Genomic DNA, 25,294 nt, shown 5'->3' on the forward strand with positions numbered 1-25,294 from the left:
CAGGACATGGGACGAGTCACGGAACGACGCAAGGTCATCCGCATCCGCGACGGAGCGGTCTCCGCCCGGCCGGACACGCTCGTCGCCGAGGAACCGCTGGAGATCAGGCTCAACGGGAAACCCCTCGCCATCACCATGCGCACGCCCGGCGACGACTTCGCGCTGGCGGCCGGGTTCCTGGTGAGCGAGGGAGTGCTGGCGGCCGCGGGCGACCTGCAGAACATCGTGTACTGCGCGGGCGCCACGGTCGACGGCTCCAACACCTACAACGTGGTCGACGTGCGGACCACGCCGGGCGTCAAGCTGCCCGACTTCACCCTGGAGCGGAACGTCTACACGTCCTCGTCCTGCGGGCTGTGCGGCAAGGCGAGCCTCGACGCGGTGCGTACGACGGCCCGCTGGCCGATAGCCGACACTCCCCCGGTCCGGGTCGGACCCGAGCTGCTCGCGAGCCTCCCCGACCGGCTCCGCGCGGCGCAGCGGGTCTTCGACCGGACCGGGGGGCTGCACGCGGCGGCCCTGTTCACGGAGGACGGCGAGCTGCTGGACATCCGCGAGGACGTGGGCCGGCACAACGCGGTGGACAAGCTGGTCGGCCGGGCCCTGCAGAACGGCGACCTGCCGCTGTCCCGGACGATCCTGCTGGTCTCCGGGCGGGCCTCCTTCGAGCTGGCGCAGAAGGCCGTGATGGCGGGCCTCCCGGTGCTCGCGGCGGTCTCGGCGCCGTCCTCGCTGGCGGTGGACCTGGCGGCGGAGACCGGGCTGACCCTGGTCGGCTTCCTGCGGGGCAGCAACATGAACGTGTACGCGGGCGAGGACCGCATCGCTCTGCGGGCCGCGGCCGCCCAGGGCTGACCGGTTCCCCGCGTCACGGCGGCGGGGCCCCGACCGGCGGGGAGCGCCCCCTGCGCCGCAGGGGCCCCGCCTCAGTCGGAGCCCGGCGCCCCGACGCCCGCCGCGGCCTCGGCGAAGGCGGCGACCAGCGGGGAGCGGCGGCCGGCCGCCCAGGCGAGCAGCACCCGGTCGGGTTCGGCGTCGACGACCGGGACGTAGACGATGTCGGGGCGGGAGTACTGCTCGGCGGCCGAGCGGGGCACCATCGTGATGGCGGTGCCGGCGGCCACGCACTCGAACTTCTCTTCGATGGTGCGCAGTGGCAGGTCGCCGGGCCGGGGGTCGTTGTAGCGCAGCCACTGCTCGCCGTCGAGGTCGGAGAGGGAGATCTCCTGCTTCCCGGCGAGCCGGTGCCGGTCCGGGAGCATGGCGACGCGGGGCTCGCTGTACAGGGGCCGCAGTTCCAGCCCCTCCTCCCGGATCGGAAGTCGTACGTACGCGATGTCGACGGTGCCGTCGAGGATCAGCTGCTCCTGGTCGTCCCTCCCCCACTCTCGACTACGCTCGAGCGGGAGGTGCCCCCATGACCCGGCGGGCGTTGGCCTCGACGTCCGGGTGTGCCGCGGTGAAGGCGCGCAGTGCCGGGGTGACGACGACACCGGCGCGGAAGCCGACGACCAGCCGGCGCCGGCCGTGTGCCGCCTGCGCGACCCGGCGCCGGGTGCCGTCGGCGAGGGCCAGCAACTGCCGTGCGTCTTCAAGGAGTTGACGCCCGGCGTCGGTCAGGGTCACGCCGTGGCTGTCCCGTACGAACAGCTCGGCCCCCAACTCCTTCTCCAGCGCCCGGATCTGACGGCTCAGCACGGGCTGGGCGATGTGCAGCTGCTCCGCCGCCCGGCCGAAGTGGAGGAGTTCGGCGACCGCCGCGAAGTAGCGGACCTTGCGCAGATCCAGGTCCATGACCGCGGCTCCTTCCCGGGTGGCGATGTCTTCAGGGTATCGCCACCGCCGAAAGAGGTCTTGGACGGCGGATGCGGCGGGACCGCAGGCTGGAGACGTCCGAACGGGACGGAACACCGGCTTGGAAAGGGATCAGCCATGGGTCTGCAGGGACAGCGTGTCGTCGTCATCGGGGGTACGTCGGGCATCGGGCTCGCGGTCGCCGAGGGCGCGGCACGGGAGGGCGCGCGGGTGGTCGCCGCCTCGCGCCGGCAGGAGAGTGTCGAGGCGGCGCTGAAGGTGCTGCCGGAGGACGCCGAGGGGCAGGTGCTGGACGCCACGGACGAGGACGCGGTGCGCGGCTTCTTCACGCGGGTCGGAGCCTACGACCACCTGGTGTACACGGCCGGTGACTCGCTCCTGCTGGAGTCGGTGGCCGCGACGGACATCGCGGCGGCCCGGAACTTCCTGGACACCCGGCTGTGGGGTGCGTACGCGGCGGTGAAGTACGGCGCCGGGTCGATCCGGCCGGGCGGGTCGGTGGTGCTGACCACGGGGACGGCGGGGAGCCGGCCGCTGCCCGGTTCGAGCGTCGCGTCGGCGCTGTGCGGGGCGATGGAGTCGCTGACCCGGGCACTGGCCGTGGAGCTGGCGCCGGTGCGGGTCAACGTGGTCTCGCCGGGGGTGGTGCGGACCGAGCTGTGGCGGGAGCTGCCGGAGGCGGACCGGGAGGGGCTGTTCCGGTCGTCCGCCGAGTCGCTGCCGGTGGGGCGGGTCGGTGAGCCGGCGGATGTGGCGGAGGCGTACCTGTACCTGATGCGTGGGGGCTACAGCACCGGGTCGGTGGTGGTCGTGGACGGCGGCGGGACGCTGGTCTGAGCCGTCAGGCGGGGGTGAGGCGGACGTCGGCGGCGGTCACGACCGTGCCGAGGCGCGGAAAGTCGAGCCGCACGGACGCCTCGTGCTCGGGGCCGGTGAGGGCGGCCATGGCGTCCTCGACGAAGACCAGGTCGTAGCCGAGGTCGGCGGCGGCGCGGGCGGTGGACTCGACGCCGAGGTTGGTGGCGACGCCGCCGAACACCAGCCGGGTGACGCCCAGCCGGCGCAGCCGGGCGTCGAGTTCCGTGCCCTGGAAGCCGCCGATCGTCCGCTTGACGATCTCCACGTCCCCTTCCTTCCGGAGTCCGGCCACGAGTCCGCTGCCCGGCGGCTGCTCCGCCAGCGAGGGCCGTTCGACGCGGACGAGTACCACGGGTGCGCCGGCGGCGCGGAAGGAGTGGGCCAGCTCCTCGGCGGCGTGCAGGACTTCGGTGCCCTTGCGGGGCTCCAGGGGCAGCGCGACGATGCGGTCCATCAGGTCGACGAGGACGAGGGCGGTGCGCGCCGGATCGAGCGCCAGGGGTGCGGTCATGACGGAACGTTAGCCTTCATGAGCCGTCCGTACCGGAAATCCGGATCAACAGGCCCGTGAACTGGTCGCGTTCGGGGCCCTTACGCCGCGGTTCAGCAGCCGTACGCCACGGCTCAGCGGCGGAGCGTCCCGGTGCCGACCGCGGGCCGTGACTCCGCCGCGGGGGCGGCCGGGGGTTCGGCCGTCTCCTGGGCCTCGGGGTCGTGGGCGCGGCGCTTGGCGATGACCGCGCACACCATGAGCTGCATCTGGTGGAAGAGCATCAGCGGCAGCACGGCCAGCGAGGCGTGGGCGCCGAACAGGACGCTGGCCATCGGCAGCCCGGAGGCGAGGGACTTCTTCGACCCGGCGAACTGGATGGCGATACGGTCCCCGCGGCCGAAGCCGAGCGCCTTGGCGCCGTACCAGGTCAGCAGGAGCATCACGGCGAGCAGGACGGCCTCGACGGCGAGGAGCCCGGCCAGCCGCACGGCGCTGACCTGGTGCCAGATGCCCCGGACCATGCCCTCGCTGAACGCGGTGTAGACGACGAGCAGGATGGAACCGCGGTCGACCAGCCCGAGGATCTTCTTGTGCCGGGCGACGAAGCCGCCGATCCACGGCCGCAGCAGCTGCCCGGCGACGAACGGCACCAGCAGCTGGAGCACGATCTTGACGATCGAGTCGGCGGAGAACCCGCCCCCGCTGTTGCCGAGCAGCGCGGCGGCGAGCAGCGGTGTGAGGACGATGCCGACCAGCGAGGAGAAGGAACCGGCGCAGATCGCGGCGGGCACGTTGCCGCGCGCGATGGAGGTGAAGGCGATCGACGACTGGATGGTGGAGGGCACCAGGGTCAGGAAGAGGAAGCCCTGGTAGAGCGGATGGGTGAGCAGGACCGGCACCAGCCCGCGGGCCGCCAGTCCGAGCACCGGGAAGATCACGAAGGTGCAGACCAGGACCGTGACATGGAGCCGCCAGTGCCGCAGCCCGTCGACGGCCTCGCGGGTGGACAGACGGGCGCCGTAGAGGAAGAAGAGGAAGGCGATCGCGGCCGTGGAGGCACCGGAGGCCACATCGGCGGCCGTGTCCCGGGCCGGGAGGAGCGCGGCGAGGCACACCGTCCCGAGCAACAGCAGGACGTACGGGTCGATCGGCATCCGACTGGGCCAGCTCAGGCGTTTCACGGTGCTCCACTTGCGGGTCGGTCAGGGTGTCGTGCCGGCGTGATCGGCCGGGTTCTCGCCGGGGCCGGAAGGGCCCTCTCCATCGTCCTCCTCCGGCAGGTGATCGGGAATCCGTTGTACCGCTCTGACTGCCATCGCGTTCCGCGATAACATGTTGGAGTGTATGACCCTTCACAGCTCCGCACCTTCCTGGCGGTGGCCCAGACGCTCAGCTTCACCCAGGCCGCCCGGCGGCTCGGGCTGCGCCAGTCCACGGTGAGCCAGCATGTGCGGCGCCTGGAGGACGCGGCCGGCCGCCAGCTGTTCTCCCGGGACACCCACTCCGTGGAGCTGACCGAGGACGGCGAGGCGATGCTCGGGTTCGCCCGCCGGATCCTGGAGGTGCACGAGCAGGCGGCGGCCTTCTTCACCGGCACCCGGCTGCGCGGCCGGCTCCGCTTCGGCGCGTCGGAGGACTTCGTCCTCACCCGGCTGCCGGAGATCCTGGAGGGCTTCCGCCACGACCACCCCGAGGTCGACCTCGAACTGACGGTGGAGCTCTCGGGCACCCTGCACGAGCAGCTGGCCGCCGGAAAGCTGGACCTGGTGCTGGCCAAGCGGCGCGCCGAGGATCCGCTGGGCGAGCTGGTCTGGCACGACGACCTGGTGTGGATCGGCGCGGAGCGGCTCCGCCTGGACCCCGCCCGTCCGGTCCCGCTGATCGTCTATCCCCCGCCGGGCATCACCCGCGCCCTGGCCCTGGAGGCGCTGGAGCGCGAGGGCCGCGACTGGCGCATCGTCTGCACGAGCGGCAGCCTCAACGGCCTGATCGCGGCGGCGAGGGCGGGCCTGGGCGTGATGGCCCATTCCAGGGGCCTGATCCCCCCGGGCCTGTTCCGAGTCCCGGACCGGGCGGGGCTGCCGGAACTGGGCAAGGTCGACTTCGTTCTCGTACACGGCCCGAGACGCACACCGGCACAGACGGCGGCAGACGCCTTGGCGGCGGCAATCCTGACCAGCGGAGCACGCTTGAGACGCCCCTGACCGGAGGCGCCCCCGAAGGGGCGCGGGGCTGTACCGGATATGCGGCTGCCGCCGCGTGGGCGCGATCAACCCCCACCGGCCGGCACTCTCAATACGACCCCACATACGTCAACTGCTTCACCCGCCGCAAAAACGGCATCGCCTCCACATGCTGCACCCCCTCCAGCCGCCCCACCGGCCCGCTCAGGTACGCGTACAGGTGGGCCGTGTCGCGCAGCACCGCCGTCACCACGACATGAGACGGCCCGGCGGTAGCCGCAGCAAACGCCACCTCGTCATGGACCGCCAAGGCCTGACCCACGGAGTGCATCGCGGCCGGCGTGGTGGTGATCCACAGCAGCGCGGACTTCGAGAATCCCAGCACCTCGGACCGGTACTCGACATCGATGTACACCGCCCCGGAGGCGAGCAGCGCGGCCAGCCGCCGTTTCACCGACGACTCGGACCGTCCCGTTGCCCGTTGCAACTCCGGATACGTCGCCCGCCCGTCCCGCTCCAGCGCGGCGAGCAGCGGCGCGTCCTCGGGCTCCAGCCGCGCGGGCCCGTCGGCCTCCGGCGGCGCCGGCCGCAGCGCCGCCGCCTGTTCCTCCGACAGCGCCCGGAACTTCCGGACCCATCCGGTCGGTCCCCCGTAGAACCGGTGCAGCAGTTGCTGCGCACGGATCTCCACCACACTCGGGGTGCGCGGCAGCTTGCCGAGGAGCAGGTCGTCGTGGTCGCCGGGGTGGCGCGGCCGGGTCATGCAGGCGATCTCCGTGCCGCCGGAGGCCAGCCCGATCCAGGCGGTGTCGGGGCGTTTGGCGAGCGCGTCGGCGATGACGGTGGCGCCGTCGGGCGCGCAGCGCAGCCGGAGCATCCACTGGTCCTGGCCCAGCCGCTCGGCGTCGCGGACCGCGACGACCCGCAGCCCGGCCTCGGCGCACAGCCGTCGGTAGCGGCGGGCGATCGTCTGGTCGGAGACGCCGAGCACGGCCCCGATCCGGCTGAAGGAGGCGCGGCCGTCGACCTCCAGCGCGCTGAGCAGTTGCACGTCCAGCGGATCCAGCGTGTCGGATTCCAGCTCCAGCATGGCGGCCATCCTACGGAGCGAGGGAGCGGCGGGCGGAGTGACGGAATCGGCCGGGTCGGCGCTGTCTTCAAAGGGGGCCGCGGCGCCTCGCGCCCGACCGACGGGTAACCGGCCGGGGGCCGTAATCGGGACGTACAGATTCCGTGGAGATTACGGAGCCGGAACTTACTGAACCGTAGGGATTCTGTCCGGCCCTTCCCCATGTGGGCGTATTTTCCCTACGTGAGCGCGGTCATACGAGAGCAATGCTCGTTTTCTCACCCCCTCCCGAACGGTCTTCCGGTGGGGTAGCTTTCACGGCGCTGTGCGGAGCGTCACGACCGTCACTGTGGAGCGAGGAGCGGGGAGCGGGGTTTGCGCGAGTTCACCAACCCGCCGTTGGCGTCGGCACCGCCGGTCGGCGGTCTGGCCGACTGCGTGTTCGAGCATGCCCAGACGGACCCGCTGCACATCGCCCTGGGCCGCAAGGACGAGCTCGGCCAGTGGCGTGACGTGACCGCCGCCGAGTTCCGCGACGAGGTCCTCGCCCTGGCCAAGGGGCTCCTCGCGCGTGGCATCCGGTTCGGCGACCGGGTCGCGATCATGTCCCGCACCCGCTACGAGTGGACGCTGTTCGACTTCGCGCTGTGGACGATCGGCGCCCAGGTGGTGCCGGTCTACCCGACCTCGTCGGCGGAGCAGTGCTTCTGGATGCTGTACGACGCCGAGTGCACGGCGGCGATCGTGGAGCACGAGGACCACGCGATGACGATCGCCACCGTCATCGACCGGCTGCCGCAGCTGCGCCAGCTGTGGCAGCTGGACTCGGGCGCGGTGCAGGAGCTGTACGACGCGGGCGCGCATCTCGAGGACGAGGTGGTGCACCGGCACCGGCAGGCGGTCACGCCCGAATCGACGGCCACGATCATCTACACCTCGGGCACCACGGGCCGCCCCAAGGGCTGTGTGCTGTCGCACGGGAACTTCATGTACGAGGCGGACACGGTCGTGGCCCGCTGGGAGTCGGTGTTCCGCGCGAAGAAGGGCGAGGAGGTCTCCACCCTGCTCTTCCTGCCGCTGGCGCACGTCTTCGGCCGCATGGTGGAGGTGGCGGCGATCCGGCACGGGGTCCGCTTCGGGCACCAGCCGCAGCTGCACGCGGCCGCGCTGCTGCCCGACCTGGCCGCGTTCCGGCCGACGTTCATCCTGGCCGTGCCGTACATCTTCGAGAAGGTGTTCAACGCGGCGCGGCGCAAGGCGGAGAAGGAGGGCAAGGGCGGGCCGTTCGAGAAGGCGGTCGAGATCGCGGTGAAGTACGCGGACGCCGTCGAGGCGAAGGCGTGGGGCACCGGGCCCGGTCCGTCGGCGTCGCTGCGCATGCAGCACCAGCTCTTCGACAAGCTCGTCTACGCCAAGGTGCGGACGGCGATGGGCGGCAGGATCCGCAACGCCATGTCCGGCGGCTCGGCCATGGACCGCCGGCTCGGCCTGTTCTTCGCCGGCGCGGGCGTGCAGATCTACGAGGGCTACGGCCTGACCGAGTCGACGGCGGCGGCGACGGCCAACCCGCCCGAGCAGACCCGCTACGGCACGGTCGGCCAGGCCATCCCCGGTACCACCGTGCACATCGCCGACGACGGGGAGATCTGGCTGCACGGCGGCAACGTCTTCCAGGGCTACCTCAACAACCAGAAGGCCACCGACGCCACCCTGCACGACGGCTGGCTGGCCACCGGCGACCTGGGCTCCCTGGACGAGGACGGCTATCTGACCATCACCGGCCGCAAGAAGGAGATACTGGTGACCTCCGGCGGCAAGAGCGTCTCCCCCGGTGTCCTGGAGGAGCGGGTCCGCGACCATCCGCTGGTCAACCAGTGCATCGTCGTCGGCAACGACCGCCCCTACATCGCCGCCCTGGTCACCCTCGACACCGAGGCGGTCGAGCACTGGCTGCAGATGCGCGGCAAGCCCCAGATGTCCGCGGCCCAGCTGGTGCGGGACGCCGACCTGGAGACCGAGGTGCGGCGCGCGGTGGTGGCCGCCAACACCCTGGTCTCGCAGGCCGAGTCGATCCGTACGTTCCGTATCCTCGCCCAGCCGTTCACCGAGGAACACGGCCTGCTGACCCCGTCGTTGAAGCTGAAGCGCAAGGCGATCGAGAACGCCTACGCCAACGAGGTCGAGGCCCTGTACCGGGCCTGACGCACCGTCAACTGATGCTGACCCGGAAGATCTTGTCGGATCCGTCCGGCTGGTTGCCGTTGTTGTCGCAGTTGGTGGTGGACAGCCACAGCTGGTCGGCGCCCGGCACCTTGGTCACGGTCCGCAGCCGGCCGTAGGTGCCCACGTAGTACGCCGTCGGCGTGCCGACACTCTCCGCGTCACCGTTGATCGGGATGCGCCACAGCCGTTCGCCGCGCAGCGAGGCCATGTAGACGACGTTGCGGACGATGGCGATGCCGCTCGGGGAGGCCTCGGAGACGTTCCAGGTGGCCTTGGGGTTGGTCATCCCGGCGACCGAGCAGGTGCCCTCGCAGGTCGGCCAGCCGTAGTTCGCGCCCGGCTTGATGAGGTTCAGCTCGTCCTTGGAGCTGTTGCCGAACTCGGCCTCCCAGAGCCGCCCGCCCCGGTCGAAGGCGAGGCCCTGCGGGTTGCGGTGGCCGAGGCTGTAGACGTAGTTGCCGAAGGGGTTGCCCGGGGCCGGTTTCCCGTCGGTCGTCATCCGCAGGATCTTGCCGTTCAGGGAGTTCTTGTCCTGCGCCAGGTCCGGTGTCTGGGCCTCCCCTGTCGAGACGTAGAGGTAGCCGTCGGGGCCGAAGAGGAGCCTGCCGCCGTTGTGGTAACGGTTCTTCTTGATGCCCTGGAGCAGGATCTTGTAGTCGCCGAGCGTGCTGCCGTCGTAGGTCATGCGCACGACCCGGTTGCCCTCGTCCGCGGTGTGCATGAAGTAGACGTAGTGGTTCGTCTCCCACTTGGGGTCGACGGCGACGCCGAGCAGGCCGCCCTCGCCGTTGGTGGTGACGGCGTTCGGGACGGTGCCGACCTGGGTCCGGGTGCCGTCCTTGGTCACCTTCCAGACCCGGAAGTCGTCCCGCTCGGTGACCAGCGCGGTCTTGCCGTCGGGCAGCCAGTAGGTGCCCCAGGGGATCGTCCAGCCGCTGGAGAGCGTGGCGACGGAGGAGGGCACCCCGCCGTCGGTGGCGCACGCCTTGGTGGTGAAGGTGACGGCGTTGCTCGGCTGGGAGACGTTCCCGGCCGCGTCCCGGGCGACGACGTCCAGCGTGTAGGGGCTGTCGCAGGCGAGCCCGGTGAGGGTGGTGGTCGTGCCGCCGGTGACCGTCTTGTAGACGGTGGTCCCGCTGCGGATGTCGTACGCGGTCACCGCCCGGTCGTCGGTGGACGCGCCCCAGCCGAGGTCGGCGGTGTTCGCGGTGATGCCGGCCGCGGACAGGGTGCCGGGGGCGGTGGGCGGGGTGCTGTCGCTGCTCGGCTCGGTGGTGCAGTCGACGACGGGGCTGGCCGGCGAGGTGTTGCCGGCCGCGTCGCGGGCGATGACGGTGAGGTCGTAAGTGGTGTTCGGAGCGAGCCCGGTGAGCGTCTTCGAGGTCGAACTCCCGGGCGCCTCACCGATCTTGTTGCCGTGCTCGTAGAGGTCGTACGCCGTCACGCCCACGTCGTCCGTGGCGGCGCCCCAGGCGAGGGTGAGCGCGTCCTCGCCGATGCCGGAGCAGGAGGGCTGGCCCGGGCGGGTGGGGGCCTGGGTGTCGGCCGCCGCGGCGAGGCTGACCTTGTCCAGGTTGGGGCCGCCGTTCGCGGTGGTGGCGGTGGCGCGGATCTTGTTGCTGCCCGCGGTCAGCGGGACGGTCACCGTCTTGGTCGCCCAGGTGTTCCAGTCGGCGGTGGCCGGGAAGGAGACACCGACGGCGACGACCGTGCCGTTCACGGAGATGTCCAACGGCCGGTCGGCAGCGGTGCCGTTGGCGAAGCGCAGGGCGAGCGCGGAGGTGCCGGCGGTGGCGGCGCTCACCGTGAACTCCACATACGAGCCCTTGACGTTGGTGTAGTCGACGAAGCCGGTGCCCGTGTAGCCGGTGTGGTTGGTGGCCACGGCGCCCTGGGAGATCGTCGCATCCTCGGCCTGGTAGTCGGTGGCCGCCCGCGCGGTCCCCGGCAGCAGGGCGACCAGCGGGAGGGCGAGGGCCAGTGGCAGGGCGCGGGCCAGCAGGGTTCTGGGTGTCATGACGGTCCTCCTCAGCCGAGCGGCCGGACGCGGATCAGCCGGGTCTCGCCCGGGCGCAGGGTCGCGCTGTAGGTGGTGGCGACGGTGCCCTTGTGGGAGCCGGACCACAGGTCGGTGACGTCCCCGGAGCCGGTGAAGCCGACCTGGGACCAGTCCACGCTCACCGTGGAGCTGCCGGAGGTGCCGGTGTTGAAGAGGGCCACGACGTACTGGCCGTCGCTCTCCTTCTTGCTCCAGACCTGCTTGACCCCGCTGTTCACGATCCGTTTCGCGGCCGCCCCGTCCTGGTCGACGCCGATCAGCCGGTCGTTGGTGAGCATGGCCTTGTCGACGGTGTCGAGGTGGGTGAGGTCGGTGCCGAGGAGCAGGGGCGCGGCGGCCATCGCCCAGAGGGTGAAGTGGGAGCGCCGCTGGTCGGCGGTGAGGCCCACCTGGTCGCCGTTGCCGATCTCCAGCGAGTCCAGGTCGTTCCAGCCGCCGGGTCCTGCGTACTGCTGCCAGCTCGCCGCCGTGTTGAAGCGGGCGGAGACGTGCGACCAGTCGGTGAGCGGGTAGCCGCTGCCGTTGTCGCCGGGCCCGCAGTAGCACTCGACGTCGCCCTGGGTGCGCCAGCTGTTGGCGAGGGACCTCCAGGTCGGGGCGTCGGCGATCGCGAGGTTGTTGGAGAGCGCGAAGGTGATGGGACGGCCGGTGACGCGCAGGGCCTTGGACCAGGCCTGGACGTCGGGGATGTCCTGGCTGCCCACCCCGTCGATCTTCAGGTAGTCGACTCCCCAGGAGGCGAACTGCTTCGCCCAGGAGTTCACGAACTCCTGCGCGCCCGGCTTGGAGTAGTCGATGTGGTACATGTTCTTGCAGTTGTAGTTCTTCTCGGTCTTCGAGGTGTCCGCGATGTCCTTGGCGTGGTACGAGGTGCCCTCGATCGGGGTGTTGCGGGTGACGGCGTTCTTGGCGATGCCGGGCGTGACGTAGAAGCCGAACTTCAGGCCCTGGGCATGGACGTAGTCGGCGAGGGCCTTGATGCCGTCGGGGAACTTGGCGGTGTCGACGGCCCAGCGGCCGTAGGAGTCGACGGTGAAGCCGTTCGCGTCGCACTTCTGCCAGAAGTCGTCGAGGTTGACCTGGACGAAGCCGTGGTCCTTCAGGCCGCTCGCGGCGAGCGCGTCGGCCTGGGCCTCGATCTTGGCCTGGGTGGGCCACCGGCGCACATAGCTCCAGCTGCTCCAGCCCATCGCGGGCCGCACGGCCTGGCCGTTGTCGGAGGCGGGGGCCGGGTGGTCGGGGCTCAGGAGCGGCACCGCCGCCGCGGCCAGCAGCGTGGCGGCGGCCGCCACGGTGAGGGTTCTGGTCCTGGTCACGGGCGTCCTCCGGTCACGGGTGTCGCGTAGGCCGTGCCGATCCACGCCTCGTCGACCCGCAGTCGCTGGTAGCGGGTGGTGTCGGTGGCGGCGGCCCAGGTGGAGTCCACCTCCAGGCGGACGTAGCGGGCCGTGGCGGCGGTGAGGTCGATGCCCTGGATGCCGCGCCGGCTGGGCAGCTGCCCGGACCTGACCGCGCTCCCCCAGGTGGTGCCGTCGTTGCTGACGTACACCTTGTAGTCCTTGATCCGCGCCGACTGCTCGGTGTCCGAGCGGGCGTAGGCGACCGAGTCCTCGCGCTGGTTGAGCCCGATGTACTGCACCTTCTTCGCCGAGCCGAGGTCGAAGCTGAGGCTCACGGGCAGGGTCTTGTCGTTGTCCCAGTAGGTGAGGTAGTCGCCGTCCCCGGCGGCTGAGCCGGCGTGGCCGCTCGCCGCCGCGCTCGCGGTCACCTTGACCCCGGTGAGGATGCCCTGGCGGCCGGCGGTGGTGACCTTGAAGACGGTGTCGTACGGGTCCCAGTCGCCGAGCCCGGTCAGGGTCAGCACCCCGCCGGCCTGCGACCAGGAGACCGCCTTGCCGGTACGGAGGTTCGTCACGGAGGCGATGCGGTAGCCGTTGTCGCGGATCCGCAGGGTGCTCGTCGACGGCGGGGTCAGGACGTGGACGTACTGGCGGTCCGGGTCGTCCTTGGCGATCGTCGTCACGCCGTGGGCGCCGTCGTTCCAGAAGCCGGGCTTGAGGCCGCCGTACAGGTAGCCGCCGCCCTCGGTGCCGTGCAGGGACCCCCAGACGGGGTCGAGGTAGGAGTTCGCGAAGTTGTTGAAGGCGGCCTGGTTCGCCGGGAACTTGCCGTTGACCTGGGCGGTTTCGGCCATCAGGGCTTTCACCGAGGAGCCCGCGTCGGTGACGAGGCGGCCGAGGGTGAGCTTCCGGTCGACGGCCGGGTCGGAGCCGTCGTACCACCAGGCACCGGTCGAGGGCAGCTTGAAGTCGGCCTCGGTCAGACGGGGCTGTGCGGTGTAGACGGCCTGCGGGTAGTCGTAGGCCGGTGTCATCCCCGTCTTCTGCTCGTTGCTGACCATGTCCATGATCGGCGTGTCCTCGTTGTTGTTGCTGAGCGTGTAGTTCGGGCGCTTCTCGTAGATCTGCCGGTAGAGGTCGTGGCTCTCCCAGTACGCGTTGTCGTTGTCGATCCAGAAGCCGCCGAGGTCGGGATAGCGGTCCATGACCTCGAAGAAGTTGTCGTAACTGAACTGCCCGAAGCCGTCGTTGGTGGTCAGGTCGATGTTCTTGCCCTTGTAGGCGGAGTAGGCGGCGGAGTCGAGCCACTCGTGGCCGCCCTCGTCGTGCCACTGGGGGTCGTTGGTCATGTAGAGGATGACCTTCATGCCCTTGGCCTTGGCGGCGGTGATCAGCTCGCCGAGGAAGTCCCGCTTGGTGGAGCAGGAGCCGGGGATCTTCGACGGCCAGGGGCGAGCGTAGCCGAGGCGGCTGTGGAAGGTGGCGAGGACCAGGTACTGGGTGTGCAGCTTCTGGGCCTCGTTCACCCAGTAGCCGGGGGTCCAGCCGCCGTTCGTGACGTCGTTCTCCCAGCCGGTGCAGCTGGTGTGGGCGGGGGCGGTGCGCAGGCCCCAGTGCAGGAAGAGGCCGCCGACGGAGTCGCGGAGGAAGTCCTGGCGGGGGTTCTCCGGGTCGAGCGGTTTCACGGCCGTACCGGCGCAGTCCTGACCGCCGGAGACGCGGAGCGCTCCGCCGGAGGTGTTGTGGCTGTCCGCAAGGCAGGCTCCCGAGACGTCCTGGAGGCCGATGTCGTACGGGGAGTCGCCGCCCTTCTGGGCGGTGAAGCGGGTGAGGCGGAGGTCCCTTGCAGCGTTGGCGATGACCGCCGGACGGCCGTCGTTCGCGGCGAACTTCACGCTGCTGTCGGTGAACTGGACGTGGTCGGCGTTGTGCAGGTACCAGCCGTAGGCGGGCCGGGTGCCGATGGCCTTGGGGTTGTAGTCGGCGGGGTCGTTGCTGGGCACGCCCGTGGACATGGTGCCGTTGCCGCCGGGGACGGTGATGTCGACGTTGTCGAAGGTCACGTCGCTGATGCGGTGGCCGTTCTCGCCCCACAGGGTCGGGCTGAAGGACGGGCTGTTGCCGGTGGCCGTGATGTTGTCGTAGGTGACATCGCTGATCGATCCGACGCCGGGGCTGTTGCCGCACCGCTTCCGCGTGCCGATCTTCTCCATGATCGGCGAGTGGACGTTCGTCATCGTGATGTCGCGGTAGTGGACGTCGGAGATCTTCGCGCCGTCCATGGAGACCATGCCGAGGCCCGACTTGCCGGCACCGTCGATGCGGATGTTCTCGAACCGGTAGTCCGAGAAGTCGCCGCAGGTCTCGGAGCCGAACATCAGGGCGTTGCAGCACTTGGCGCCCAGCGTCGAACCGCTCACCCGCACATGCCCGTTGGGCAGCTTGGCGCCGAGCGCGTAGTCGCTCTTGAAGACCAGGGCGTCGTCGTTGGCGTGGATCGTCGCGTTGGTGATCGTGACGTCGGTCGTGGAGATGACGTTCCAGCCGTCGCGGTCGCTCGCGGTGTCGATGGTCAGGTGGTCGGACGTCACGTTGTTGCAGCCGTTGATCAGGGCCGCGAAGTGGCCGCCGCGGCGGAGCGTGAGGCCGTCGCCGATCCGGAGGCCGTCGCACCTGGTGAGCGAGAGGATCTTGTCGGCCTCGCCGGTCTTCGGGTTGCCGGTGATCAGGTCGCCCGCGCCGTCGATGACGCCCTGGCCGACGAAGCCGATGTCGGTGAGCCGGTCGCCGTAGATCATCGCGTCGTGGAAGTGGCTGTGTCCGTAGTCCTGGTAGGCGTCGTAGGGATTGGACTCGGCCTTGTCGTAGGTGTCCGCGCCGGAGCCCTGGAGGGTGGCGCCCTTGTCGAGCTGGAGCGTCACATGGCTCTTCATGTGGATGGTGTTCCTGGACCTGTAGGTGCCGGCGGTGAAGCGGACGGTGCCGCCGCCCGCCGAGTTCGCGGCGGTGACGGCCTTGTCGACGGCGGGGGTGTCGTTGGCGGAGCCGTCGCCCTTGGCGCCGTAGTCGCGTACGTCGTAGACGGCACCGGTGCGTGGTGCGGCGGTCCGCGGTGCGGCGAGGGCGGCGGGGTGGGAGAGCCCGAGGACGACAGCAAGGACGAAGAGGACGGTCGCGGCGGCACTGTGCCGTGCAGCGGTGGGGGGTTTCATGGAACCACCCTTCTGAATATCGTGCTCATGACACTCCACTTCGCAGTTGCTCGTTCATGATCAGGAAGGCCCCGAGGCCGTGGAAGTCGTTGACGGCCCGGGTGCGGGCGACGTAGTACGCGTAGTCGCCGACGTTGGTGCCGACGGAGATGCCCGCGAGGTCGGTGCGGCCGTCCGCGCCGACCGACAGTTCGGCGAGCACGCCCCGGTAGCCGCGGCGGGCGACGTCCGCGTAGTGCGGGTCGAGGTAGTGCTGCTGGGCGCCGCGCGCGAGGGCGTAGGCGAACATGCTGGAGCAGGAGGTCTCGGTCCAGTTGTCGCCGCGCCCGCCCTTGTCGATCACCTGGAACCAGCGTCCGGTCGCCGGGTCCTGGTACCGCTCCAAGGCAGCCGCCAACTTGCCGAATATCGTGAGGAGTTGCGGGCGGCGGGGCTGGCTCGCCGGGATGGCGTCCAGCACGTTGACGATCGCCATCGCATACCAGCCGACCGCCCGGCACCAGTGCTCGGGAGCCAGCCCGGTCGCCGGATCCGCCCAGCTCGCGCTCTTCGACTCGTCGTAGGCGTGCTTGAGCAGGCCGTTCGCGACCTGGAGGTGGCCGCCGTAGACGGCGAGCTGCCTGGCCGCCTCGTCGTCGGCGTACGCGCTGTCGCCGAACTCCTCGCCGTACTCGACGAGGAACGGGTTCATCATGTAGACGCCGTCCGCCCAGAGTTGATGAGCGCGGCTGCTGGTGTCGGCGTGCCAGAAGCCGCCGTCGCTCGTGCGCGGGTAGGTGTTCAGGCGGTCGCGGATCTTCTGTGCCGCCTTGCGGTAGCGGTCCTGGCCCGTCTCGTGGTGCAGGATCACCAGGAGACGGCCCGCCTGCATGCTGTCCAGGCTGCCGAAGGACTGGTCGATCGAACCGTCGCTCTTCACGAACCGGTCGACGTAGTTCTTGATGTAGGCGAGGTAGCGGGCGTCGTGGGTGCGCCGGTAGGTGAGGTACTGGCCGTAGAGGTAGAGGCCGACCGGGTAGGACCAGCCTCCGATGGTGCTCGGGGTGTAGCGGGCCATGGTGGACTCGACGACCGCGGCGGACCAGTCGGTGGCGGCGGCCGGTCCGACCGGGACGACGGCCGCGTCGACGGCGACGGCGGGCGGGGGTACGGCCGCGGGGAGCGCGGCCAGGGTGGCGGTGGTGAGCGCGACGGCCGCGAAGGCGGCTCGCAGGCGTTTCATGGTCCTCCTTCACCGAGAACTTCTCTGCGGGCGGCGGCAGCGGAGGTCCGCCCACTGTCCGGACGTCAACTCCACTGACCGACCAATCAGTCGGATCGGGTTCGAGCAATACCCGCAGCGCAGCGGACAGGCATGGGTGAGCCCGGCGAGCAGCGCCCGGGGCGGCTCGACGGTGGCCGTCGGGGCCGACCGGGGCGCCGGGCGGGTCAGCGGTCACCGAGGGCGCAGCCGGTCACTTCCAGGGCGGTCTCCATGAGCTGGTAACCAGGGCTTCGCCAGACCTTTTCATCCGATGTCTGCGCGGCACCGGGTTTCGACTGATGGCCCTCGGAGGTGATCTCGTTCATGGGTGGGTACCTGCTTTCCTGAGGTTGGGGGGTCTCAGAGCGCAGAGAGAGGTTTCTCGTTCACAGGGATCCATCGGCGAACCCACAGGAATGTTCACATCCCTGCACCGGGTTCAGCGATACGTCCGACGATGCGCACCAGAGTCTCCGCAGAAACCGGCCGCGGTCAATGGTCCGGACCCATAACGTCGGATGCGTTTCCGGCCAATCTCCGCCCGCAGCGGCTGACCCGCCGGTCAGTTCCGGCGGATTCCGCGGTCAGGAATGCATCGGGGCCGGTGATCGTTGACGATGGGTGTACCACCTGTCGACAACCTAAGGATCGAGAGCTCGTGAGCAGCAAGGTCCCCCCGAAAATCCTCAACAACGGTGTCGAGATGCCCCAGCTGGGCTTCGGCGTGTGGCAGGTGCCGGACGACGAGGCCGAGCGGGCCGTCGTCACGGCGCTGGAGGCCGGGTACCGCAGCATCGACACAGCGGCGATCTACGGCAACGAAGCGGGCACCGGCAAGGCGATCGCCGCCTCCGGCGTTCCGCGTGAGGACATCTTCGTCACCACCAAGCTCTGGAACGCCGACCAGGGGTACGACGCCACGCTGCGTGCCTTCGACGCGTCGCTGGCGAAGCTGGGTCTGGACTACCTGGACCTGTACCTCATCCACTGGCCGCTGCCGGCCCGGGGCAAGTACATCGACTCGTACAAGGCGTTCGAGCAGCTGCTGACGGACGGCCTCGTCAAGGCGATCGGCGTCTCCAACTTCCTCCCGGAGCACCTGGAACGGCTGATCGAGGAGACGTCGGTCATCCCCGCGGTCAACCAGATCGAGCTGCACCCGCACCTGCAGCAGCACGCGTCCCGGGAGTTCCACAACGAGCAGGGCATCGCCACCGAGGCCTGGTCGCCGCTCGGCCAGGGCAAGGGGCTGCTGGAAGTACCGGCGATCGTCGCGATCGCACAGAAGCACAATCGCACCCCGGCCCAGGTCGTGCTCCGCTGGCACATCCAGCTGGGCAACGTGGTGATCCCGAAGTCCGTGACGCCGTCCCGGATCAAGGAGAACATCGCGGTGTTCGACTTCAGTCTGGACACCGAGGACCTCGCGGCGATCAGCGCGCTCAACGAGGACCGGCGCATCGGCCCGAACCCGGCGACCTTCGACATGGGCTGAGCGAGCACCGCGACAAGGGCCGAGCGAGAGCTTCGTCCACCCCGGCCGTCCCGCCGTGCGCACGGTGGGGCGGCCGTTCGCGTTCGCCGGCTCCGTTCGCCTTCGCCGACTCCCGCACGGGGCACTTCAGTCGGGGTGCACGTCCGCGTGGACGACCTCGAACTCCTCCAGGCCGACCACGGTCACGTGCGCCTTGGCGGCGTCCGCGCGCCGGGCCTCCGCCTGCCCGGCGCGCGAGGCGGCCATCGAGGCACGGTCGACGAAGATCGAGCCGACCATGCCCCGGCCCCGCTCCCGGTCGACGAGCACGGCGCACCGGGCGAAGCCGGGCAGCGCTTCCAGCCGGGGTACCGCCGAGGAGCGGAACGTCTCGGCGAACAGGTCGGTGTCGGCCGGGTCGAACTCCACCCGGGTGTACCGCATACCGCCGCCCGCCCTCGGCAGCTGCACCGAGCGGAAGACGGCCGCCTCGTAGTTCTCGACGGCGACGGTGCCCGCGAACGGCTCCAGCATCGGCCCGCGCCGCTCGCGCATCACCTGGTCGCTGTTGCGCCGGGCCCCCTCGGAGCCCCACCAGCTCACCGCGAGCAGTTTGCCCAGATCCCGGTCGACGAGGACGTCCGCACCCCGGTACTCGGGACGTTCCTCCAGCAGTTCGCGCCCCTCGCTGTTCAGGCCCCTGATGGCCGCCTCAAGCTTCGCCGGGTCGCCGGTGACGTACACCGCGCGTACGAACATGACCCCTCGTCTCCCAGGAGCCATCGGAGCCACGGCTCAACCTCCGCACGGCTCCTGCGTATATATCCGGAATGCCCTGTCCCACCAGTCTTCCCCGGGGTACATAACACCGCAATGTGCAACAAACGGTCGAGTTGACATGCAGGGGTTGACGCGGACATGCAGTCGGGTCCACCTTGTACGACACCCGGTCAGGAAACTTTCCTAACAGAAGGGGACCCCCCACAGTGCGCATCCGAACACTGACCCTTGCCGCGGCCTCCGGGGCCGCACTGCTCGCCGCCGGAGTGCTTCCCGCGAGCGCGTCCGGCGCCTCCGTCCCGAAGTCCGCCCAGGAAGGCTCGGTCAGCGCGGCGAGCCTGCTCGCCAAGGTGACGTCCTGTTCCCAGATCTCCAGCGGCAAGTACCGGACCGACGACGAGACGTCGGCCACGATCCCCGTCTGCGGCAAGAACGGCGCGGTCTTCTGGAAGGCCGACATGGACATCGACTGCGACGGGCAGCGCACCACCAACTGCAACGAGGACCGCGACCCCTGGTACCAGGACGACACCGCGTTCCACCAGTCCGACGGCCAGCCGCTCAAGGCCGAGTCGCTGCCGTACATCGTGGTCCCCAGCTCCAGCAGCATATGGAACTACTCCAGCGCCGGCATCAAGGGCGGCGGAGTCGTCGCCGTGATCTACAACAACAAGGTCGAGTACGCGGTGGTCGGCGACACCGGCCCCACCAACATCATCGGTGAGGCCTCGTACGCCACCGCCAAGGCGCTCGGCATCGACCCCGACCCGGCGACCGGCGGCGCCGACTCCGGCGTGACATACATCCTGTTCAAGAACTCCAAGGTCTCCCCCATCGAGAGCCACAGCGCGGCGGTGTCCCTCGGTGACCAGCTGGCCAAGCAGTTCCTCGCCAACAACTGACCGAGGCCCTTGCGCGCCACCACCGGCCCGGGGAGGGCGGACGGCCCGGTACCCACCCGGTACCGGGCCGTTCCGGCGCCTCGCGTCGAGCGCTTCACCGGGTGAGCGTGTACGCGCGCCGCTGCCCGGCGCTCCGCGGGAAGTGCCGCGATATATGCCGTCGGTCGACTGCGGCGCCGTCGTGGCTGGTCGCGCAGTTCCTCCCCCAGCCTTCGGCCGGGGGTACCCCCAGCGCCCCTTCGGGGCGCTGCCGAACCGTAGCGGACTTCGTCGGCCCCGCTCAGGCGGGCCGTACCGCCGTGTGTACGGTCCGGACGCCGAGGACGAACAGGTCGGGCCTGCGGTGCACGCTCGCCGGGTCGGCCGGGTCGAGGAGGCGGTCCAGGGTGGCGCGGTCGTCGCTGTCGAGGTCGTCCGCGACCGAGTCCCGCAGCCGGGAGAAGATCTCGGCGGCGTAGGCGCGGGCGCGGTCGGAGGCCGGGGCGGGCAGGTCCAGGAGGAAGCTGCGGGTGCGGGCGTACTTGAGGCCGGCGGAGGACAGCAGCGCAGGCCAGTCCTCGGCCTCTGTGACCGAGCCGGGGAGTTCGGTGCGCATCTGCTCGAACCACTTCTCCTGGAGTGCGTCGAGCCGTGCCTGGAGGCCGGGGCGGCCGATGCCGAAGTCCCGGGGCAGGAAGCGGCTGGGCAGGCCCCCTTCGAGGATCGCCAGGGTGCCGCCGGGGGCCAGCCGCTCGCCGAACGCGGTGAGCGCGGCCCGCTGGTCGCCGAGGTGGTGCAGGCTGTGCCCGGCCCACAGCAGGTCCGCCGGGTAGTCCAACTCGTCGAGCACACCCGGGAGTTCACCGGCGAGCACACCGAAGCGGTTGCCCACGCCCTGCCGCTCGGCGCGGGCCCGCGCCCGGTCGAGGAGCGGTACGCTGCCGTCCACGGCCAGCACCCGCGCGCCCGGGAACACCTCGGCGAACAGACAGGACACCACCCCCGGCCCACTGCCGACGTCGACGATCAGCCCCGGCTCGGTGACCTCCTTGCCCAGCCAGCTCAGCGCGCTCTCGTAGAGGGGCGCGAAGAGCTCCGCCTGGGACTCCAGATGACCGGCCATCTCGGCCCAGTCAATGTCGGTGTTCGAGTGGGCGTGGTCATGGGATTGCGTGTGGGTGTGGGTGTGCTTGGGGGTGTCCGTGTGGTGGTGGTCGTGCGCCATGGGGTCAGCCTCTCGTCCGGGTGCCGCCAGCGTGCTCCGACGCACCGCCCGGGGGCCAGTTCTGTTGCCGGTGCGGCAAAAAAGGGGATGCGGACGGCAAGGCGGTCGGGCCACGATGGCCGGATGGACGACGAGCTGGTGGAGCGCTTCCTCACCGACGGCTTCGTGAAGATCGAGGGCGCGTTCCCGCCGCGCGTCGCGGAGGACTGCGCCCGGCTGCTGTGGCGGGAGACGGGGTACGACCCGGAAGCCCCGGGCAGTTGGAAGGACCCCGTGGTGTGGGTGGGCGGCATGGCGCAGGGCCCGTTCGCGGCGGCCGCCAACTCCACGGAACTGCACCGGGCGTTCGATCTGCTGGTGGGCGAGGGCCGCTGGGTCCCCCGGTATTCGCTGGGAAGTTTTCCGCTGCGGTTCCCGCACCCGGAGGAGCCGGACGACGCCGGTTGGCACATAGAAGGCAGCTACCTCCCGGACGGCGTCGAGACCCGCTGGTACTTCACGAACCTGCGCTCCCGCGACCGCGCGCTGCTGATGCTGTTCCTCTTCTCCGAGGTGACCGAGCAGGATGCGCCCACCCGGATCCGCGTCGGCTCGCACCTCGACATCCCGGCGATTCTGGAGCCGTACGGCGAGGAGGGCGTCTCCATGCTGGAGATCGCCCCGGCGATCGTCGAGGCCTCCGCCCACCGCCCCCTCGCGTACGCCACCGGCCGCCCCGGCGACGTCTACCTCTGCCACCCCTTCCTGGTACACGCGGCCCAGCCTCACCACGGCACCCGCCCCCGCTTCATGGCACAGCCACCGTTGATGCCGGCCGCTCCCTACGAGCTGGAGCGGCCGGACGGTGACTACTCGGCGGTGGAGCACGCGATCCGCCGGGGCCTGTCCCGCGCCCCGTAGGGGCGCTGGGGGTACCCCCGGCCGAAGGCTGGGGGAGGAACTGCGTGACCAGCCACATACGGCCCGCAGCGTCGATCTCAGCTCAGCCGACGGGCCTACAACGGCGGGTACGCGTTGGCCATCAGCTGCTGGAACTGCGCGGAGAACCAGTGCCCGGACAGCGGCGCGTTCGGCAGGGCGCCGGACATGTTGTTGCCGTTGCGGGCGTTGCCCGTGTACGTCGGGTCGCACATCTGGTCGAAGCCCTTGCCCTCGTCGTTCGGGATGGCAGTGCTGGAGCCGTCGGACTCACCCGGCGGCTTCATCCAGACGTAGGCGTCGATCCCGGCGGCCGGGCCGGCCTGCGGGCGCTCGCCGAGGCCGGCTCCGGCCTGGTTGCACCAGTTGCCGACGTGGATCCGGCGGTCGTAGCGGCCGCCGTCGACGTACGCGTCCACGCTGGTCGTCGGGCCGGGACCGGCCGGCCGTGCGCTGCCGCCCCAGCCGTTGCGGGAGGTGTCGATCAGCATGCCGATGCCGGAGTTGAAGCCGACCGAGACCAGTTCGGTGCGGAAGGCCTGGGCGAAGGACAGCTCGTCGACATAGCGGTTGTAGTCGACCCACTTCGACAGGCGGACGGAGGTGCCGTTCACCGTGTCGTTGATGGTGAAGTTGTTCTCCTTCAGGGCGCTGTAGTTGGCCGTGTTGGTGATGAAGCCCTGGACGTCGTCGACGGTCGCGCCCTCGGCGTTGGCGGCCTGGTAGAAGAGCTGGGCGGCGGGGGCGAAGTTGTCGTCCCAGCCGAGCCAGCCGTGGTGGCCGGCGTCGAGATAGTTGTAGACGTTGGGGATCGCGCCGAGCTTGGCGAGGGCGTAGCCGACGCCCTTCACGTAGTTGCCGTTGGCCAGCATGGTGTTGCAGTTGGCGGTGGCGGTGGCCCGGCTGCCGGTGTTGGTGACCAGGTTGGGCAGCGAGTCGATCTCGATGGTGGTGACGATCCGCAGCGAGGCGTACTTGCTGTCGGAGAGGATCGCCGCGATCGGGTCGATGAACTGCGTCTTGTACTTGTCGATCTCCGTCGGGCCGAGCTCGCCGTTGGACGCGAGGGCCGCACAGTCGCGTCCGGGCAGGTCGTAGACGACCAGCTGGACGACTTCCTCGCCGCTGCCCTTCTGGGCGAGCGCCGCGTCGAGATGGGCGCGCAGACCCATGCTGGTGCTGGTGCCGTTGATCGCGGCGATGCGGTCGAGCCAGACGCCGGTGGGCTGGTTGGAGACGCGGGTGCCGCCCGGTTCGGCGGCGGCCTTGGCGGACCACTCCGGGTTCACGTACACCTTGGCGCCGGAGTACGGGTTGTCGACGCGGGTGCCGCCGCCCCCGCCTCCGCCGCCTCCACCACCGCTGCTGCCGTCGTCGACGTTGCAGGCGACGCCGTCCAGGGTGAACGCGGTCGGGATCGCGTTCGTCCCGCTGTAGGACCCGTTGAAGCCGAAGCTGACCGAACCGCCGGCCGCCAGGGTGCCGTTGTAGGTCTCGTTGTTGGCGGTGACGGCGGTGCCGCTCTGGGTGAGCTTGGTGTTCCAGTAGCTGGTCACCTGCTGGTTTCCGGCGTACGACCACTTCACCGACCAACTCGACTTCGCTGCCGAGTTGTTGGTGACGGTGACGGCGGCGGTGAAGCCGGCGCCCCAGTCGCTCTGGATCTTGTAGTCGACGGTGCAGGGAATCGCGGAGATCGCCGCCTGGGAGGAGGGGGTCACGGCGGCCGCCGGACCCGATACCCCGGCGACGAGCGCCAGGGCGGCGAAGACCGCTGTTCTGGTACGACTCATGAGTGCGGGTTCCTTCTTCTTCGGTGGGCGTGCTTAGGGGTTGATGGCCTTCAGGTGGTCGCGCAGCCCGACGCCGTACGCCGTGGGCGTACCGCTGTAGTCGGAGATCAGGGACGGGCCGGCGGAGCAGTCCCAGGTGTTCCAGGTCCAGCCCAGGTAGGAGAGGCCGCGGTCGTCGAACCACTTCATGACCTGGTCGACGAAGGCGTGCGAGCAGGTGTTCTCGCCGATCTCCCCGGCGACCAGCGGGACCTGGGCCGCCACCGGTGCCAGCGTGGAGTTCCAGCAGCTCTCACTGGCGCAGGTGTTGAAGTTGTAGACGTGGTAGGCGGCGACGAGATCGCCGGCCGGGTCGGTGGGCTTGTACGTCAGCCACTGGCTCAGGTCGTTGGAGTACGCGAGCCCGCCGATCATGATGACGTTCGTGGCACCGGCGCCCCGGATGCTGTCCACGAGGTCCTGCATGCCGGCGACCTCGTAGCCGATGCCCGGGCAGGTGCCGCCGTCCCGCCAGCACTGCCAGGCCTGGGTGACCGTGGAGGTCGCCCGGTCCGGGTAGGGCTCGTTGAACAGGTCGAAGACGGCCGCCTGGTCGTCCTTGAAGGTGCCGGCCACCGACGACCAGAAGGACGGGGTGTACTGCGCGTCCGGCATCGGCTTCTGGCAGGTGGCGTGCACGTCGGAGCAGCCCGCCGAGTTGCCGGTGTACTGGCCGTAGGACCAGTGGAGTTCGAGGATCGGCGTCAGACCGTACGACTCGACACGGGCCACCAGGTCCTTCACGGCGCTGATGTAATTGGCGCCCGCGTACTCGGGTTTGACGTTGGACAGGCCGAGCCAGCACTCCTCGTTGAGCGGGATGCGGATCGCGTTGGCCTTCCAGTCGGCGATCGCCTTGGTGGCGGCGTCGTCGACCGGGCCGTCCCAGATGCCGTAGCCCTGCACGCACATGAACTCGCCGCCGGAGCGGTTCACCCCGAGCAGGCGACGGGCCGTGCCGCTCGCGTCCACGAGTTTGGTGCCGGAGACGTGCAGGGCCGGTGCCGTCCCTCCGGCGGGCGGCTCGGTCGGCGTCGGGGTGGGTGTGGGTGTCGGCGTGGGCTCCGCATCGACGTTGCACGTGGTGCCGTTGAGCCTGAACGCCGTCGGTACGGGGTTGCTCCCCGACCAGGAGCCGAGGAACCCGGCGCTGACGCTCGCACCGGTGGCGAGGGAGCCGTTCCAGCTCTCGTTGGCCGCGGTGACCGTCGTACCGGACTGGGACCACTTGGCGCTCCAGCCCTGGGTGACCTTCTGGCCGCCCGCGAAGTCGAAGCCCAGGCTCCAACTGCTCATGGCGGCCATGTTGTTGGTGATGGTCACGGAGCCCTGGAAGCCGGTGTCCCACTGGCTGGTGACCGCGTACACCACCGTGCAGGCCGGCGTCGCCCCGGACGCCGACACCACCGGCACCAGTGCGGACCCGACGAGGGCGGCCGCACCGGCGACGGCTAAAAGAACTGAACGCGGGGGGTGTCGCATGAGCGACTCCTTGCAGCTCGGGCGCGTCGTGACGGACGCGTCGACTGAACGGAATCGCTCCCACTGGTGCGAAGGAAGGTAGCGCCAAGTGCGGGCAAAGAACAGGGGAGTTGCTTGACTTTTCCGCAGTGGCGTCCGTCGAATCTTTTCGACTCTTCAACGGCCTTGACCGCACCATGCCACGTCTCCACTATGGGAGCGCTCCCA

The 25,294-nt window shown here is 70.2% G+C and carries 19 protein-coding genes and 1 pseudogene; 7 read left to right on the top strand and 13 right to left on the bottom strand.

Annotation, left to right across the window (positions count from 1 at the left end):
* Positions 1-6: 6 nt before the first annotated feature.
* Positions 7-855, top strand: a complete 849-nt coding sequence (fdhD, locus tag SSP29_RS30470) for a formate dehydrogenase accessory sulfurtransferase FdhD (RefSeq protein ID WP_089104048.1) — start codon at positions 7-9, stop codon at positions 853-855.
* A 71-nt stretch (positions 856-926) separates the two neighbouring features.
* Here the strand turns inward: fdhD and SSP29_RS30475 are convergent.
* Positions 927-1,794 (bottom strand): annotated as a pseudogene (locus tag SSP29_RS30475) (LysR family transcriptional regulator).
* Positions 1,795-1,932: 138 nt separating this feature from the next.
* On the opposite strand from SSP29_RS30475, the gene SSP29_RS30480 reads away from it, so the two are divergent.
* Positions 1,933-2,652 (top strand): SDR family oxidoreductase, encoded by a 720-nt coding sequence (locus SSP29_RS30480; RefSeq protein WP_089104049.1) that lies wholly within the window; start codon positions 1,933-1,935, stop codon positions 2,650-2,652.
* A 4-nt stretch (positions 2,653-2,656) separates the two neighbouring features.
* On the opposite strand, the gene SSP29_RS30485 is transcribed toward SSP29_RS30480, so the two are convergent.
* Positions 2,657-3,184, bottom strand: a complete 528-nt coding sequence (locus SSP29_RS30485; RefSeq protein ID WP_089104050.1) for an isochorismatase family protein — start codon at positions 3,182-3,184, stop codon at positions 2,657-2,659.
* Between the two features lie 113 nt (positions 3,185-3,297).
* Complete coding sequence (locus SSP29_RS30490; RefSeq protein WP_245883293.1) at positions 3,298-4,320, bottom strand: bile acid:sodium symporter family protein; 1,023 nt, start codon at positions 4,318-4,320, stop codon at positions 3,298-3,300.
* Positions 4,321-4,506: 186 nt separating this feature from the next.
* Between SSP29_RS30490 and SSP29_RS30495 the strand changes: the two genes are divergently transcribed.
* The gene (locus SSP29_RS30495) at positions 4,507-5,370 is read left to right on the top strand and encodes a LysR substrate-binding domain-containing protein (RefSeq protein WP_089104052.1); all 864 of its coding nucleotides are present in this window, start codon (positions 4,507-4,509) and stop codon (positions 5,368-5,370) included.
* 88 nt (positions 5,371-5,458) lie between these two features.
* Here SSP29_RS30495 and SSP29_RS30500 read toward each other — a convergent pair whose 3' ends face one another.
* The gene (locus SSP29_RS30500; protein ID WP_174856023.1) at positions 5,459-6,439 is read right to left on the bottom strand and encodes an Lrp/AsnC family transcriptional regulator; all 981 of its coding nucleotides are present in this window, start codon (positions 6,437-6,439) and stop codon (positions 5,459-5,461) included.
* Positions 6,440-6,793: 354 nt separating this feature from the next.
* Here SSP29_RS30500 and SSP29_RS30505 point away from each other — a divergent pair, with 354 nt between their 5' ends.
* The gene (locus tag SSP29_RS30505) at positions 6,794-8,620 is read left to right on the top strand and encodes an AMP-dependent synthetase/ligase (RefSeq protein ID WP_089104053.1); all 1,827 of its coding nucleotides are present in this window, start codon (positions 6,794-6,796) and stop codon (positions 8,618-8,620) included.
* Between the two features lie 7 nt (positions 8,621-8,627).
* Here the strand turns inward: SSP29_RS30505 and SSP29_RS30510 are convergent, their stop codons facing one another.
* From SSP29_RS30510 to SSP29_RS58670, 5 genes are all read right to left on the bottom strand, one after another.
* Positions 8,628-10,658 carry a PQQ-dependent sugar dehydrogenase gene (locus tag SSP29_RS30510; RefSeq protein WP_089104054.1) on the bottom strand — a complete coding sequence of 677 codons (2,031 nt, stop codon included), beginning with the start codon at positions 10,656-10,658 and terminating at the stop codon, positions 8,628-8,630.
* A gap of 11 nt (positions 10,659-10,669) precedes the next feature.
* Complete coding sequence (locus SSP29_RS30515; protein WP_089104055.1) at positions 10,670-12,016, bottom strand: glycoside hydrolase family 27 protein; 1,347 nt, start codon at positions 12,014-12,016, stop codon at positions 10,670-10,672.
* Positions 12,013-15,252, bottom strand: a complete 3,240-nt coding sequence (locus SSP29_RS30520; protein ID WP_089104056.1) for a glycosyl hydrolase family 28 protein — start codon at positions 15,250-15,252, stop codon at positions 12,013-12,015. The genes SSP29_RS30515 and SSP29_RS30520 overlap by 4 nt, the downstream gene beginning before the upstream one ends.
* 25 nt (positions 15,253-15,277) lie before the next feature.
* The gene (locus SSP29_RS30525) at positions 15,278-16,474 is read right to left on the bottom strand and encodes a glycoside hydrolase family 88/105 protein (protein WP_089104057.1); all 1,197 of its coding nucleotides are present in this window, start codon (positions 16,472-16,474) and stop codon (positions 15,278-15,280) included.
* A gap of 206 nt (positions 16,475-16,680) precedes the next feature.
* Positions 16,681-16,821, bottom strand: a complete 141-nt coding sequence (locus SSP29_RS58670; RefSeq protein WP_167450036.1) for a hypothetical protein — start codon at positions 16,819-16,821, stop codon at positions 16,681-16,683.
* Between the two features lie 332 nt (positions 16,822-17,153).
* Here SSP29_RS58670 and SSP29_RS30530 point away from each other — a divergent pair, with 332 nt between their 5' ends.
* Positions 17,154-17,990 (top strand): aldo/keto reductase, encoded by an 837-nt coding sequence (locus tag SSP29_RS30530; RefSeq protein ID WP_089104058.1) that lies wholly within the window; start codon positions 17,154-17,156, stop codon positions 17,988-17,990.
* Between the two features lie 126 nt (positions 17,991-18,116).
* Here the strand turns inward: SSP29_RS30530 and SSP29_RS30535 are convergent, their stop codons facing one another.
* Positions 18,117-18,728: a hypothetical protein gene (locus SSP29_RS30535; protein ID WP_089104059.1), complete on the bottom strand. Its 612-nt coding sequence runs from the start codon at positions 18,726-18,728 to the stop codon at positions 18,117-18,119.
* Between the two features lie 227 nt (positions 18,729-18,955).
* Between SSP29_RS30535 and SSP29_RS30540 the strand changes: the two genes are divergently transcribed.
* Complete coding sequence (locus SSP29_RS30540) at positions 18,956-19,651, top strand: glycoside hydrolase family 75 protein (RefSeq protein ID WP_089104060.1); 696 nt, start codon at positions 18,956-18,958, stop codon at positions 19,649-19,651.
* A 280-nt stretch (positions 19,652-19,931) separates the two neighbouring features.
* Here SSP29_RS30540 and SSP29_RS30545 read toward each other — a convergent pair whose 3' ends face one another.
* On the bottom strand, positions 19,932-20,855 hold the full coding sequence (locus SSP29_RS30545) for a class I SAM-dependent methyltransferase (RefSeq protein ID WP_089104061.1): 924 nt from the start codon (positions 20,853-20,855) through the stop codon (positions 19,932-19,934).
* A 123-nt stretch (positions 20,856-20,978) separates the two neighbouring features.
* Between SSP29_RS30545 and SSP29_RS30550 the strand changes: the two genes are divergently transcribed.
* A complete protein-coding gene (locus tag SSP29_RS30550; RefSeq protein WP_245883290.1) occupies positions 20,979-21,755 on the top strand; it encodes a phytanoyl-CoA dioxygenase family protein in 777 nt (258 codons plus the stop codon).
* A gap of 95 nt (positions 21,756-21,850) precedes the next feature.
* On the opposite strand, the gene SSP29_RS30555 is transcribed toward SSP29_RS30550, so the two are convergent.
* Together SSP29_RS30555 and SSP29_RS30560 are read right to left on the bottom strand one after the other, a co-directional pair.
* Positions 21,851-23,566, bottom strand: coding sequence for a glycoside hydrolase family 6 protein (locus tag SSP29_RS30555; RefSeq protein WP_089104063.1), 1,716 nt, complete (start codon positions 23,564-23,566; stop codon positions 21,851-21,853).
* A 33-nt stretch (positions 23,567-23,599) separates the two neighbouring features.
* Positions 23,600-25,087, bottom strand: a complete 1,488-nt coding sequence (locus SSP29_RS30560; protein WP_089104064.1) for a cellulose binding domain-containing protein — start codon at positions 25,085-25,087, stop codon at positions 23,600-23,602.
* Positions 25,088-25,294: the final 207 nt, after the last annotated feature.

Source organism: Streptomyces hyaluromycini (assembly GCF_002217755.1).
In the GTDB taxonomy this organism is placed as follows: Bacteria; Actinomycetota; Actinomycetes; order Streptomycetales; family Streptomycetaceae; genus Streptomyces; species Streptomyces hyaluromycini.